The organism is Gordonia sp. PS3 (assembly GCF_041950545.1).
In the GTDB taxonomy this organism is placed as follows: domain Bacteria; phylum Actinomycetota; class Actinomycetes; order Mycobacteriales; family Mycobacteriaceae; genus Gordonia; species Gordonia sihwensis.
Window position 1 is genome coordinate 1,293,077 of sequence record NZ_CP169524.1, and the last position, 13,684, is coordinate 1,306,760.

A 13,684-nucleotide genomic window follows, 5' to 3' on the forward strand; every position below is an offset into this window, starting at 1 on the left:
TTTGACCGACGCCGATCGGTCCGCGGGCGGCCCGCCCGTAGCGGTGTACGACGCTCACGACCTGGAACGGATGGTCGTCGAGGCGCCCAAGATCGCCGCGGGCGCGAATCCCGCGACCGACCATCGCAGCGACTTCGCCCGCGACCGCGCCCGGGTGCTGCACAGCGCGGCCCTGCGGCGACTCGCGGACAAGACGCAGGTGGTGGGTCCGCGGGAGGGCGACAACCCGCGGACTCGTCTGACCCATTCGCTCGAGGTCGGCCAGATCGGACGCGGTATCGCGGTCGGTCTGGGCTGCGACCCGGATCTGGTCGAACTCGCCGGACTCGCCCACGACATCGGCCACCCGCCCTACGGGCACAACGGCGAGCGGGCTCTTGAAGAAGTGGCCCGCGACCGTGGCGGATTCGAAGGCAATGCGCAGAATCTGCGCATCCTGACGGCGCTGGAACCGAAGATCGTCGGCCCGGACGGGGTCAGCGCCGGTCTCAACCTCACCCGGGCGGCGCTCGACGCAACGCTCAAGTACCCGTGGTCGCGCACGGCGCCCGGCACCAAGTACGGCGCATACGTCGAAGACCGCCCCGCGCTCGACTGGGTGCGTGACGGCGCGCCCGACGGCCGGCGCTGTCTGGAGGCCCAGGTGATGGACTGGTCCGACGATGTCGCGTACTCGGTGCACGACCTCGAAGACGGAGTGATCGGCGGGCGGATCGATCTGCGCCAGTTGAGTTCGCCCACCGATCAGCACGATCTGGCGCAGCTAGGCATGCAGTACTTCGACGGGCTCACCGCCGATCCGCTGGTCGGGGCGGCGCAGCGGTTGTCGGAGATGGAGATCTTCGCCTCGCTCGGCGAGTTCGACGGTTCGTTGGAGGCGTACACGCGGCTCAAGCGACTCACGAGCGAGCTCATCGGGCGTTTCGCTTCGGCCGCGATCACCCGGACGCGCAGGGTGGAGGGCGCACGTCCGCTGCGCCGGTACGACGCGGATCTCTCGGTGCCGGCCGATGTGGCGGCCGAGGTCGCCGTGCTGAAGACGCTCGCCCTGCGGTTCATCTTCTCCGACCCGAGTCACCGCGCCAAGCAGGACCGTCAGCGCGAACGCATCCACCGCGTCGCCGAGATGCTCCTGGTGACCGCCCCGGGCGGCCTCGACCCGATCTTCGCCGCCGCGTGGAATGCCGCGGTCGACGACAACGCCCGGATGCGCGTGGTGATCGACCAGATCGCCTCCATGACCGAGGGCCGCCTCGAGCGCCTCGACAAGTCCAGCGCCGAAGTCCAGGCACACCTGGGCTAGCCCGTCGAACTCCCGCCACGCTTCTCCTGTCAGGCTCGTCGAGTAAGCGGGGGAGCGCAGCGACCCCGCGCATCGAGACCGCAGTCTCGCACGTCTTCCCTGTCAGGCTCGTCGAGTGATCTCCACCCGGGCAGGCTCGTCGAGTAAGCGGGGGAGCGCAGCGACTCCGCGCATCGAGACCAAGCAAACCCCCACCCCACGCCCGCATCACCGGCCGGCCAGCACCCCACTCCGCAACTGCATCCCGCGAATCCCCGCGCAGCCGGCGGCCATCACCGCCAGCACGACGATCGGTGCGACGATCCCCACCGTGGGTGCGATCACTCGCAGCAAGACCGGCAACCCGAACCCGAGGTACGTGCCGACGTAGAAGATCCCGGTGGCCAGCCCGATCCGGTCGGCGGGAGCGAAGGTCTCGACGTCGAGCAGGCCTTCGCGGAGGCAGAGCCCGTAGCCGCTGCCGAGAACGATGGACGCGGCGACGAAGGCGACCGGCGCCGGGTCGGACCCGGACGCCGCGACGATCACGAATCCGACGGCCGACAGCAAGGCGCCGCACACTCCGGCGCGCGCACCCCAGGAGTTTCGGCGCGCGATCACCTGCACGGCCACGCCGGATCCCAGCGCGAGCACGGCGGCGACGCCCGGCACCCACGGACCGCTGAAGCTCGACATCCGCCCGGCCATCGTCACCACACTGATGGTGACCGATGCGAACACCCACAGCGACATCGGAAGGCTCGTGACCAGCGCGCGGGACAGGCTCCGCGGTCCGCGCACGGTCGAGTCGGTGACGTCGGTGCTCTCTGCGACGGTGCTCTCGGCGACGGTGCTCTCCATGACGGGGCTCTCCGAGACGGTGCGCCGCGAGTTCGGCACGGCGAGGCCCGCGACGACCGCCAGGAGCGAGCCGGTCACGGTGACCGCGAAGGGGGCGATCAGCGCGGCGCCGTCGGTGAACTGAGCGATGAGTCCCGACGCGAGTGGACCGACGGCGAAGCCGCTTGTGAGGACTGCGCCTGCGAACACCGTGCCGCGAGAACCGCCGACGTCGGCGCTCCACGCGGTCCCTGCGCTGACAGCCAGCCCGACGCCGAGTCCCACCGCGAACCGTCCGACGAAGACGCCGGGCTCGGTGTGCCACAGGAGCATCAGCAGATTGCCGAGTGCGGCTCCGGTCGCGCCGACGAGGACCACGGGTTTGCGTCCGACGCGGTCGGAGATCCCGCCGCCGGTCAGCAGCCCGGGGAGCAGGCCGATCGCGTAGACACCGAACGCCCCTTCGAGCGCCGCATCGCCGATTCCGTTGCGGTCGTGAAGGACCGGCATCATCGCGACGAAATGGTTGGTGGCCCAGCCGGTGGTGAACAGGAGCGCGAGCACGGTCCAGAGGTTTCGGCGGTCGGCTGTCGTCGTCATCGGCGATGCGGTTCCTCGTGGTGGTGAGCGGTCGCTCACCAGTGTGGCATCGTGCCTATCCGAGCAGACCGCGGACGTCCTCGGCGGTGATCGCGCCGGAGAACGCGGCGCCGTCGTCGAGCAACGCGTCGAACAGTTCGCGTTTGCGGTTCTGCAGGTCGATCACCTTCTCCTCGATCGTGCCGGTCGACACCATTCGGTAGACGGTCACCGCGCGGTGCTGGCCGATGCGGTGCGCGCGGTCGACGGCCTGATTCTCGGCGGCGGGATTCCACCAGGGATCGGTCATGAAGCAGTAGTCGGCGGCGGTGAGGTTCAATCCGAAGCCGCCGGCCTTCAAGCTGATGAGGAACACCCGGGTGCGGCCGTGGGTGAACTGCTCGATCTGCTCGCCGCGCCGGGTGATCGCGGTGGAGCCGTCCAGATAGCTGTAAGCGATCCCGTCCGCGTCGAGCCGGGCGGCGATCAGTTTCAGGAACCCGGTGAAGCTGCTGAAGACCAGCGCACTGTGGCCCTCGTCGATGAGGATGGGCAGCTGCTCGGACAGGTACTCGATCTTCGCCGAGTTCACCGCGGCGTGCTCGTCGTCCACCAGCGCCGGATGCAGACTCAACTGCCGTAGCCGCGTGAGCGCACGCAGCACCTGGATGCGGTTGCCGTCGAAGTCCTCCAGGAGCCCGAGGAGTTGCTGGCGGTCGCGGGCCAGATAGGTGTCGTACACCTTTCGATGCTTGGGCTCGAGCTCGATCGGCAGCAACTGTTCCTGCTTCTCGGGCAGGTCGACGAGCACTTGATCCTTGGTGCGGCGCAACATGATCGGACGCAGTCGGCGTCGGAGAATCGCCAGCCGCTCGGGAGCCTGCCCGCTTTCGATCGCGTCGGCGAAGTGCTCCTTGAACAGTTTCGGTGAACTGTAGAGTCCCGGCGCCACCACCGACACCAGCGACCACAGCTCCATCACGCGGTTCTCCATCGGGGTTCCGGTGATCGCGAGCTTGAACGGGGCCTGCAGCCGCCGTGCGGCCTGGTAGGTCTTGGAGTTGTGGTTCTTGAGGAACTGCGCCTCATCGAAGATCGCACCCGTCCACGGCACCCGGGCGAAGGCGTCGTAGTCGATCCGCAGCAACGCGTATGAGGTGACGACGATCCGGGCGTCGGCGATCCGATCTGCCAGCGGCGTCCCGACCCGCTTCTCGGTGGCGGGAACGGTCAGCATCTCGAGGCCGGGTACGAACCGGTGGATCTCGGCGGCCCAGTTGGCGATCACGCTGGTGGGCGCGACCACCAGGAACCGGGCATCGGGTCGCTCGTCCACTATGCGCTGGATCAGCGCGAGAGTCTGCACCGTCTTGCCGAGCCCCATGTCGTCGGCGAGCACGCCGCCGAGCTCGTTGTCCCAGAGGAACGTGAGCCAATCCAGGCCCTCCTGCTGGTACGGCCGCAGCCGGGCGTCGAGACCCGCGGGCGGCGGTACCGAGTGCGGCGGCCTGGCCGCGGCCAGACGGGCGATGCGTTCACGCCATCGGCGGAGCTGCTCGTCGACCACGCCGAGTTCGAGCAGTTCGTCCCACAGTGATGCGTTGAGGGTGTGCGTGCTGACGCGGTCGTCGTCGAGCTCGCCCATCTCCCGGGCCTCGTCGAGCCGGTCGCGCAGGGTCTGCAGCGCGGGGATGTCGAGGGCGAAGTACGTACCGTCGTCGAGCACCATGTGCGTCTCGCCGGACGCGAGGGCGGAGATGATCGTGGTGATCGGAATCTTGTGGCCGTCCACGTCGAGTGCCACGCGGAGGTCGAACCAGTCGCTGCGCGCGTCGCCGTCGCCGGAGAAGCTCAGGACCGGCGGCGCCTCGGCAGGACGGTAGTCGGGCGGCGTGCCGACCACGTCGACGCGCACCCGGCCGAGCTCGGTGATCTTCGGGACCGTCTCCGCACACAGGATCGCCACTTCGAGCTGTGACAGCGGCACCGGAACGGTGCGGAAGTCGGGAAGAGAATCGAACGCCGCCGCGACCGTGCAGCCGCCGCGGAGCTGACGCAGGACGGCGTACATCCGATTGAAGCGACGGTAGTCGGAGCGGTACTTCGGCAGCCGACGTTCGAGGAGATCGGCGGCGGCTGCCACCCAGTGGGCGCTGCTGCGGGCGACCATCTCCAGCTCGGGACGCACCTCGTCCCACATCGCGCGTTCGGCGGCCGCGTTGCGGAACCGGCCGGTCTCGGTGCCCTGCGTCGGGAACTCATGGACCTCGCCGTCGGTCTCGTACGCCGTCGACCAGGTGGCGCACGGGTGCTCACCGGTCTCGATGCGCAGGACCGGGAACGGACCGGCGAGGTCGGCGGCCGGGAACGCTCCGGGTTCCACCACCACGGCGCGGTCGGCCTGCAGGGTCGGCAGCGCCTCGCGGAAGTCGCCGAGTTCGTCGTCGCTCACCTCCAGTGGGACCCGGCTCACCAGCAGCATCGATTCGGTGGTGGTCAGCCTGCGCAGCGGGCCGATGTACAGTACGTCGCCCACCTCCTGCGCGATGCCGTGCGCGCGGGGCCTGCCGATCGGGAACTGGAAGGCGTCCGGCGGAACGGTCCGACCGTCTACCAGCACCTCGAGCGCCACATGGACGCCGGCACGCTGAGCGGTGACGTGCAGTCGGGTGCTGAGGTGATCGCCGTACTCGACGGTCGTGCTCTTCGACGACCGCGCGTTGACGAACTCCACGCCCGCGTCGCGGGCCTCGTCGAGCAGGACCCAGATGCTCGGCGGAGCCATCAGCAGCGACATCTCGTCACCGACGGAGGCGCTCTGTCCGCTGATCGCCAGCGCCGAGGCCAATCGGGTCAGGACGTCGAGGGCCTTCTCCGGATGGCGGTCGGCGGTCTTTCCGGACAGGATCGTCTTCCAGGTGACGCGCGTCTTGACCCACCGCCCCTGCTCGCTCATGGTGAGCGGCCGGAGACGGACGGAGTCGGCGTCGCGATAGCTGCGGTGTACGGAGAACTGAAGTGCCAGTGGCAGTTCCGGACCGTCCGGGGTGTGCTCGACGGACTGCGACGACTTCGAGATCTCGTCGATCAGAGTGCGCCATCGTGAGAGCGGGAGGGCCGAGGGCGCCGACGACGATCGCCGGGCGACGGCCGTGCCTTCGGCGGTCGCGGCCATGACCAGCGCCGCGCAATGCTTGCAGCGGATCGCGACCGGGCAGGTGCAGCTCGCGGACACCCGCGGCTTCGGGCCATCCCAGGCGGCTGTGACCTTGCATCGGTAGCGCTGCTCACCGGAGCCGAGTGAGACGCCGGTGAGGACGCCGTCGGACCAGTCGATACCGGTGATCATGCCGCTGGTGGCGTACGACCGCGCACGCTGCAGCGTCCGAGTGTCGAAGGCGCCGAGGACGGCGTCGACCTGCTCGTCGGTCCAGTCGGGGGAGGTCATCGGATCCAGCGTAGTCGGGATCGGCGGCGTGCCGCGGCGACGGTGCTTCGGCGTGTGTGACCAGGACATTCGCGAAAAACAGTCACGAACGATTGTTTTTGCGCTACGGTCGCCTCACGCCGACCGCGTGTCCCCGCGATCCACTGCAAGGAGTTCTTGATGTCCGGAATGCGCCCCGACCTGTCCGGTGTCGACCCGCTGACCGTCAACCTGACGCATCGCGTCTGCGTCGGCGACCTGTTGACTCGCAGCGCCGCCCACTACGGCACGCGCACAGCCCTGGTGGACGGCGACCTCGAACTCTCGTACGCCGAACTCGAGGCACGTGCCAACGCGCTGGCGCGGGGGCTGCTCGAACGCGGTTACGAGCGGGGTGACGCCATCGCGCTGCAGTTGCAGAACAGCTGGCAGTTCGTCACGTCGTTCTTCGCACTCGCCAAGATCGGCGTGGTGGCGATGCCGCTCAATCTGCTGCTCTCGCCGTCCGACATCGCCTACCAACTCGCCGACAGCGGCGTCCGCGCCATCGTCACCGAGGATGTGTTCCTCGGAGTGCTCGAGCCGGCGGTCGCGGAGGCCTCATCGGATCGCCTCGGTGAGGTGATCGTGGCCGGCACGGCACCCGACACGGTGGCCGGGTTGCGGTCGGTGGCCTTCGACGAGGTCTTCGCCGTCGACCGGTCCGTCGTCGAGACGATCGTCGACGACCGCGACATCCTGCACTGCCTCTACACCTCCGGCACCACGTCGCGGCCCAAGGGCGTGGTGACTTCGCATGTGGCCGTGCAGATCTCGGTGCTGAGTTCGGCACTGGGCCTCGGTCTGCGGCCGGACACCCGCCCCGCGGTGCAACCGATTGTGCTGCCGCTGTTCCACGTCACGGCCCTGGATGCGCTGCTGCTGCCGTCGTTGACCGTCGGCGCGACGGTGGTGCTGCTGCGCGGCTTCGACCCCGCCGCGCTCGCCGAGGTGTTCACCCGGCGTGCGGTGACGCACCTGACGATGCTCCCGATGATGTGGGCCGCTCTCCTGCAGCAGCCCGCGCTGGCGGAGGGGGACACCGACAGCCTCGTCACCGGGCTGTACGCGATGGCGCCGATGCCCGCCGAACTGCTCGCGGCGCTGCGGTCGAGGTTCCCCAACGCCGCGATCATCCTCGGCTCGGGGCAGACCGAGACCACGCCGGCCTCGGAGTTGCAGTGGTCGGGCCACCAGGGTGTCAAGGACGCCTCGTGGGGGCCGGCGACGGTCAGCACCGACATCGCCATCATGGGCGGCGACGGCACCCTCCTGCCGACCGGTCAGGAGGGCGAGATCGTCTATCGCGCACCGCAACTCATGGAGGGTTACTGGAACAACCGCGACGCGAACACCGAAGCCTTCGCGCATGGCTGGTTCCACGGCGGCGACATCGGCTATCTCGACGACGAGGCCGTCGTGTGGTTCACCGACCGCGCCAAGGACATCATCAAATCGGGCGGCGAGAACGTCTCGTCGGTGGAAGTGGAACGGGTGCTGCTCGGACACGAGTCGGTCGCCGAAGTCGCGGTGGTCGGCGTGCCCGACGAACACTGGGGTGAGGCGGTGACCGCGTTCGTCGTGCTCAGTGAGCCTGCCGACTCCGGTGAGACGCGGTCGGAGGAGATTCAGTCGTGGGCGCGCGAGCGCCTCGCCGGATTCAAGGCGCCCAAGAGCGTGGTCGTGGTGGACGCTCTCCCGAAGACGGCGACCGGCAAGATTCAGAAGCACCTCATGCGCTCACGGTGAGCTGCCGGAATGTGGGTCAGCCGGCGTCGTACTCGTCCCAGAATCGTTGACGGAGGCGGAAGCGGACGGGCTCGTCGACGGTGTAGCGCTCCATCGCCTCCGAGGCGTCGAGCAGGAGGGCGCGATCGATGTCGCGCGGGATGGAGGGTCGTGCGCGCTCGAGCTCCGCGGTCTCCTGCGGGGTGGCGCTCTTGCGGAAGGCCGCCAGCACGCGGCCGACGACGTCGCCGATGATCTGCTCCTGCTCGGCGTCGTCGAACTCCGGCATCACGTGTGCCACCGATCCGGTGGTGGAGCTGTAGGCCAGCACGCCGGTCGGTGCGGGCGGGGGAGTAGCGCGTGCGGCCACCGACGCGGCGGCGGCGTCGAGCGGTGTGCGCGCGGCGGGTTTGGGTGCGACCGGCCCGGGTTTGGCGGTGACCGGCGCCGACGGAGTCGGGGCGGGCTGGCGATCCACGCTGAGAACGGAACGGTCGATCGCGGGTCCGTCGATCCGGTGCAGGTCGTCCGCGGCGCGGATCAGGTGCCTGCTGACGCCGTGCGACTTGCCGTCGGCGTTCGGCACCGCCAGCAGGATCACCTGCACGCCGTGTACCTGTGCTTCTTCGACGGCCTCGGTCAGGTCGTCGTCGCCGGAGACGAGGAAGAAGACGTCGGAGGTGCTGTTGCGGGCGTGCGCGACGAGATCGAGGCCGATGCGGAGGTCGACGCCCTTCTGCTCGCCGTTGACGCCGAAGCGGCCGAGTCGGAGCTTCACCTTGGCCAGTTCGCCGATGCGTTGCTGTGTGGCATTGGGAACGCCGTTGTCGGCGGAGTCGTACCAGTGCACCCGCAGCGTCGGGAGGCCGGAGAGGTGTTCGGCGGTGTCGACCAGTGTGTCGATCAGACGCGAGTACTCGACGTTGATGCTGCCGCGCAACGATGTTCCGGCGACGCGGGTGGCGGCCGACGCGAGGAGGTATCCGGTGTCTATGTACAAGCTGCATGTCGGGCGCATGGTTCGACTATCGCAGGGCCGGAGACGGTCCACCGGCCGAAACGCCGCCCTTGTTACCTCGGAGTAATCACGGGGCCCTGCTGAAATCAGTCCGCACAGTGCCGCGCCGGGTGAATCCTCCCTCGGCATCGGTTGTGCGAACTGATTTCAGCAGGGCTCCGTGGCGACTAGCGTCCCAGGCAGAGCGAAAGGACCAGCCATGCTCACCTCGGACCTGCGTCGCGTCCTCGACGGCGCCCCGATCGCCCACGTCGCCACCGTCTCTCCCGACGGCTCACCGCACGTCGTCCCGGTCTTCGTCGGGACCGACGGCGATCGCATCGTCGTCTTCACCGGTCCTGGCTCGGTGAAGGCGCGCAACTTGCGGCGCGATCCGCGCGTCGCGCTCTCGATCGCCACCTCCGACGATCCGTTCACGCCGGTGACGGTCCGCGGTCGAGTGGTGGACTGGATCGACGGCGACGCCGGCTGGGAGATCGTCGACCGCGTCGCGGCCAAGTACATCCCGGTACCCTACCCGCGCGAGGACCCGAGGGTGGTCGCGGTGATCGAACCGACGGTGCAGAAGGTCGGAATGGGTTGAGCGTTGTCGTCACAGCTCACGTTCGTCGAGTAGGCCGACGCCACTTTCTAGGCCCGCCGAGCATCCCCGCGCCACCTCCAGGCCCGCCGAGCAGGCCGACGTCACCCCCAAGGCCGGTCGAGTAGCCCAGCGAACGCAGTGAGCCGGGCGTATCGAGACGATCACCAACCCGCCACCCCCTTCACTCCGACTCCGACTGTCCCTCCAGTGCCGCCAACGCTCGCCGAGCCGCTTCCAGCTCCCGGCTCAACTCCTCGACCCGCCGCTGAGCCTCCTCCCGCGCCGCATTCAGCACCGACAACGCCGCTTCCAACGCCGCGTCGTCACCGAGTTCGCGCATCGCAGACTCGACGGAGTCAGCAGCGACACTGCGCGACCGCGTGGGCTTGCGTCCGCCCCGTGTCACCGATACCGACCATTCGTTGTCGGCCGAACCGAAGACCGTCACCGTCACCGACGACGGTGCCTTCCTGCCCGCCGCGCGCTTCGCCGGCCTGGCCGCAGTCTTAGGCGCCGCCGCGGTAACTGGTATCTGAGCCGCCGCTGCGTCGGTCTTCGGTGCTGCGGCCGGTCTCGGCTGAGCGGCCTTTTTCGCTGCCGCGGGCTTCGCGACCTTCGCAGCCTTCGCCGGTTGAGCCGGTGCGTCCTTGGTCATCCGCAGTTCATCGGCTTCGTAGGGGAGTTCGTCGTCGACGCCGCGCGGTTTGATGGTCAGCGTCGTCCCGGAGATCGCGATCACGCGCGCCGAGGCGCCGGGCGCGAGGCCGAGGCTGGGTGTGCCCTCGCGCAGATACACCGTGGCGCGTCGCCCCTCGGCCAATGCCGAGTTCAGGGAGGCGAGGTCGTCAGCGGTCAGAGACTCCGATGCCAAGCGGCGGCGCGGGGGCATGGCGGGCCTTTCTCCTCGTTCAGATGCGGCTGTGAACACTGTGCCACAGCCGGACGACATGTTCGCACAGATGTGCGATCCGGTGTGTCGGAGGGCCCGATGCTCAGTGACATGGACGGGGGATGCGGCGAGGTGTCGGCGATGCCACTGCAGATGGTGTCACCTCGTGTCCTGCAGGGTCGAAGGGGAGTGGGTACCGTCGGAAGTGTCGTCCAAACGAGTGGCGACGAAGTGTGGAAGATGCAGATCCATCCGCTATTCAAGGAGGACAGATGAGCTTTTCCGACGATGCACAGAACAAGGCTGAAGACCTGAAGGGCCGGGCGAAGGAAGCCGTCGGCGCTGCGACCGACGATGACCAGTTGCGTACCGAGGGGCAGACCGACCAGGGGAAGTCTGCCGCCAAGGAGAAGGTCACCGAGGTTGCGGACAAGGTCAAGGAAGGCGTCGACGCCGTGAAGGACAAGTTGACCGGCCGCTGACCGTACCGACCGGAGCGGCCCGCCACCCGAGAGTTCGGGTGGCGGGCCGCCGTCGTTCAGCAGGGAGATCAGTCCGTATTCACCATTGCTGGTGCAGGTCCTGGTCGCGTCCGATGACGCGCGCCTGAGCCACCACGCCCGCGATGACGAGCACGATGTAGGCGGCGTACCACCACCAGTGATGACCGATGGTGGATGTGACGCTCGCCCGCGAGAAGTCGTCGAGCGCGATCGTCGACGTCAGAAGCATGAGACCGCCGACGATCGCCGTGGCGCCGCCGAGTGCGCTGAGCACCACGAGCAGTAGCGCCGGCAGATTCAGCGCGATGGCAGCGACCGCCAGGAGGATGCCGACGAGCACGCCGACCACGATGATGACCCAGTTCCAGGTCACTCCGATGGCGGCCATCAGTGCGGTGCCCAGGACGAAACCGATGGAGGCCATCGCCAGCGTCACCGCCACCGCGTAGTACAGGTACGCCAGGAGGGCGAAGAGGATCGCGACCGCGATGCCGACGATCCATCCGACCGCAGTTGAGAAGAAGCCGTCTCCGGTGACGGCGGAGACGAGCCCCGCACCCAGGTTGAGGCCGACGAAAGCGCCCCACACGGCGATGACGACACGCATCGCCACCACGCCTCGGAAGCAGAACAGAATGCCGATGATGATGGCGATGAAGCCGATCAGGATGCTGGACATGGCGTAAGCGTAGTGCGCGCTTCGTGTCCGAATGGGCGGCTTCGCCTGGCGAGGGTGAAGTGCGTACGTTCGCAGCGCGCCGCGGTCGCCGGTTCTGGTCAGCCCTCGTCCGTTGTCTCCACGACCTGCGTCACCCTGGCAGTGACCTCGGTGTCGCTCGACGGTGTTTCGACCGATGTGCTCTGGTCGATGGTCACCTGTGTGCCCACCATCGTGAACTTGTCGAGGATCGGATCCTCGCCGCCGTCGATCTCGTAGAGGACTTTGAAACTACGGTCCGTGAGGACGCTGGAAGCACCTTTGAAGGTCGGCTCGAGAGAGACCGTGACGAGGCAGCCGGCGGAACCGAAACACTTCTTCTCCTCTGTCAGGACGGAGAGACTGAAGTCGGCTGCCGTGACCGGGACGGTCGAGACCCCAGTCGTCGGCGGGTAGCTGTATTCGGGCGATGCCGCGGTCTCGGTCCCGGAGGTCGCGGACTCGTCCGACCCGATCGCGTATCCCACTGCACCCGAGCCGACTGCGATGAACACCGCTGCGACGATCGCGAACAGAATCCGGCCACGCTTACGCGGGCGCTTCGGCGCGGCAGCGCTTTCGGGTGGTGCAAGGGTTCCCGGCGGTGTCGCGAATGGACTCGTGGGGCGGGGGATACCCGGCGGCGGCGAAATGATGTTCGCCGGTCGGCGGAACTGGTCTGCCCGTGGGACCGTCGTTGCCCGCGTCGTGTTCGTTCATTTCCTCGTCCTTCGTTCTGTCTGTTTTGCGATGGTTCCGAGAACGTACGACTGACCTACGACAAGAACCTGATCGCTGCACGTCCCGCGCGCCGACGTCTGCGCCGGTCGTATGACGATCAGCGCTGGTGACAGGCGGTCGGTGTGGTCCGTTCGGGCGGATCTCGATTGCCGCCTTCACGTCCGCGATCGGCTCAGAAGCGGGAACTCCGCGGCGTACCTGCGGCCGTACGCTGGACGAGTGCACGGCGAATACAAAGTTCCTGGTGGCAAGCTGGTGGTGGTCGACGTCGACGTCGAGGATGGGAGGCTCTCGCGGGTATCGCTGTCGGGCGACTTCTTCCTCGAACCGGACGACGCTCTCGACGTCATCACCGAGGCCGTCACCGGTGCGCCCGTGACGGCCAATGCGTCCGATTTGGGCGCGCTCATTCAAGCGGCACTGACCGCTGACGTCTCGATGGTCGGCTTCACGCCCGAGTCGGTCGGTATTGCGATCCGTCGTGCGCTCGGTCATGCCACGAGTTGGCACGACCACACCTTCGACGTCGTCGAACCGGTCGTCATGGCGCCCGCGATGCACGTCGCGCTCGACGAGGCGCTCCTGCGGGAGGTGGCGGCGGGCGGCGGGGACTCGCCCGCCGACCTTGCGCTTCTGGGACTGGGACTCGCCGCTCGTCGTGATCGGCTCGTTCCAGTCGGTCCGCAACGAGGTCGACGAGGAGGCCGCCGCCCGCCACGGCATCGGGATCGTCCGGCGCATATCCGGTGGCGGCGCGATGTTCATGGAGCCGGGTAACTGCATCACGTACTCGCTCGTCGTGCCGACATCGCTGGTGGACGGACTCAGCTTCGAGCGGTCGTACGAGTTCCTCGACCAGTGGGTGATGGGCGCCCTCGCCGATGTCGGCGTCAACGCCCGCTACGTCCCGATCAACGACATCGTCTCCGACCACGGCAAGATCGGCGGCGCCGCGCAGAAGCGCATCGTCGCCGGCGCGGTGCTGCACCACGTCACGATGTCGTACGACATCGACGCCGACAAGATGACCGAGGTCCTGCGGATCGGGCGAGAGAAGATCTCCGACAAGGGGATCACCAGCTCCGGCAAGCGCGTGGATCCGATGCGGTCGCAGACGGGGATGACGCGTGCAGCGATCATCGAGGCGTTCTTAGATCACTTCCGCGGGCGGTACCGGACGCGGGAGGCCGGGTACACGGATACGGAACTGGCGGCCGCGCAGGAGTTGGTCGACGAGAAGTTCAGCAGTCAGGAGTGGACGTACCGGGTGCCGTAGTGGCTACGCCGCGCGGCGGTGCGGGCTCGTGCCGCCCAGTCGCAAACTCGGCCAATGGGACGACCCCGACCGCAGCTGCCTG

General features: G+C 68.2%; 10 protein-coding genes and 1 pseudogene. 5 read left to right on the forward strand and 6 right to left on the reverse strand.

The annotated features are described in order from the left end of the window. The first annotated feature begins 1 nt into the window (after position 1). The gene (locus ACE11G_RS06005; protein WP_375003927.1) at positions 2-1,303 is read left to right on the forward strand and encodes a deoxyguanosinetriphosphate triphosphohydrolase; all 1,302 of its coding nucleotides are present in this window, start codon (positions 2-4) and stop codon (positions 1,301-1,303) included. A gap of 207 nt (positions 1,304-1,510) precedes the next feature. On the opposite strand, the gene ACE11G_RS06010 is transcribed toward ACE11G_RS06005, so the two are convergent. Then, a complete protein-coding gene (locus ACE11G_RS06010; protein WP_278124293.1) occupies positions 1,511-2,722 on the reverse strand; it encodes an MFS transporter in 1,212 nt (403 codons plus the stop codon). Between the two features lie 55 nt (positions 2,723-2,777). Next, positions 2,778-6,149 (reverse strand): DEAD/DEAH box helicase, encoded by a 3,372-nt coding sequence (locus ACE11G_RS06015; protein WP_278124291.1) that lies wholly within the window; start codon positions 6,147-6,149, stop codon positions 2,778-2,780. A gap of 159 nt (positions 6,150-6,308) precedes the next feature. Here ACE11G_RS06015 and ACE11G_RS06020 point away from each other — a divergent pair, with 159 nt between their 5' ends. After that, positions 6,309-7,916, forward strand: coding sequence for a class I adenylate-forming enzyme family protein (locus ACE11G_RS06020; protein ID WP_375003928.1), 1,608 nt, complete (start codon positions 6,309-6,311; stop codon positions 7,914-7,916). A 16-nt stretch (positions 7,917-7,932) separates the two neighbouring features. On the opposite strand, the gene ACE11G_RS06025 is transcribed toward ACE11G_RS06020, so the two are convergent. Beyond that, the gene (locus tag ACE11G_RS06025; RefSeq protein WP_375003929.1) at positions 7,933-8,913 is read right to left on the reverse strand and encodes an NYN domain-containing protein; all 981 of its coding nucleotides are present in this window, start codon (positions 8,911-8,913) and stop codon (positions 7,933-7,935) included. A gap of 199 nt (positions 8,914-9,112) precedes the next feature. Here ACE11G_RS06025 and ACE11G_RS06030 point away from each other — a divergent pair, with 199 nt between their 5' ends. Next, positions 9,113-9,496 carry a TIGR03618 family F420-dependent PPOX class oxidoreductase gene (locus ACE11G_RS06030; protein ID WP_375003930.1) on the forward strand — a complete coding sequence of 128 codons (384 nt, stop codon included), beginning with the start codon at positions 9,113-9,115 and terminating at the stop codon, positions 9,494-9,496. 181 nt (positions 9,497-9,677) lie between these two features. Here the strand turns inward: ACE11G_RS06030 and ACE11G_RS06035 are convergent, their stop codons facing one another. Then, complete coding sequence (locus ACE11G_RS06035) at positions 9,678-10,385, reverse strand: DUF6319 family protein (RefSeq protein ID WP_375003931.1); 708 nt, start codon at positions 10,383-10,385, stop codon at positions 9,678-9,680. Positions 10,386-10,657: 272 nt separating this feature from the next. Here ACE11G_RS06035 and ACE11G_RS06040 point away from each other — a divergent pair, with 272 nt between their 5' ends. Further along, positions 10,658-10,867 carry a CsbD family protein gene (locus tag ACE11G_RS06040; protein WP_006897852.1) on the forward strand — a complete coding sequence of 70 codons (210 nt, stop codon included), beginning with the start codon at positions 10,658-10,660 and terminating at the stop codon, positions 10,865-10,867. 79 nt (positions 10,868-10,946) lie between these two features. Here ACE11G_RS06040 and ACE11G_RS06045 read toward each other — a convergent pair whose 3' ends face one another. Further along, the gene (locus tag ACE11G_RS06045) at positions 10,947-11,567 is read right to left on the reverse strand and encodes a DUF4203 domain-containing protein (protein WP_006897851.1); all 621 of its coding nucleotides are present in this window, start codon (positions 11,565-11,567) and stop codon (positions 10,947-10,949) included. Between the two features lie 98 nt (positions 11,568-11,665). Then, entirely contained in the window at positions 11,666-12,100 is a 435-nt protein-coding gene (locus ACE11G_RS06050; RefSeq protein ID WP_375003932.1) for a hypothetical protein, read from the reverse strand. Positions 12,101-12,545: 445 nt separating this feature from the next. On the opposite strand from ACE11G_RS06050, the pseudogene ACE11G_RS06055 reads away from it, so the two are divergent. Then, a pseudogene (locus tag ACE11G_RS06055) lies at positions 12,546-13,602 on the forward strand (biotin/lipoate A/B protein ligase family protein). Positions 13,603-13,684 lie beyond the last annotated feature (82 nt).

Coding starts and splice junctions, on each gene's coding strand:
- ACE11G_RS06045 (WP_006897851.1), bottom strand. CDS start 11,567: ATGTCCAGCATCCTGATCGGCTTCATCGCCATCATCATCGGCATTCTG.
- ACE11G_RS06040 (WP_006897852.1), top strand. CDS start 10,658: ATGAGCTTTTCCGACGATGCACAGAACAAGGCTGAAGACCTGAAGGGC.
- ACE11G_RS06010 (WP_278124293.1), bottom strand. CDS start 2,722: ATGACGACGACAGCCGACCGCCGAAACCTCTGGACCGTGCTCGCGCTC.
- ACE11G_RS06020 (WP_375003928.1), top strand. CDS start 6,309: ATGTCCGGAATGCGCCCCGACCTGTCCGGTGTCGACCCGCTGACCGTC.
- ACE11G_RS06035 (WP_375003931.1), bottom strand. CDS start 10,385: ATGCCCCCGCGCCGCCGCTTGGCATCGGAGTCTCTGACCGCTGACGAC.
- ACE11G_RS06025 (WP_375003929.1), bottom strand. CDS start 8,913: ATGCGCCCGACATGCAGCTTGTACATAGACACCGGATACCTCCTCGCG.
- ACE11G_RS06030 (WP_375003930.1), top strand. CDS start 9,113: ATGCTCACCTCGGACCTGCGTCGCGTCCTCGACGGCGCCCCGATCGCC.
- ACE11G_RS06015 (WP_278124291.1), bottom strand. CDS start 6,149: ATGACCTCCCCCGACTGGACCGACGAGCAGGTCGACGCCGTCCTCGGC.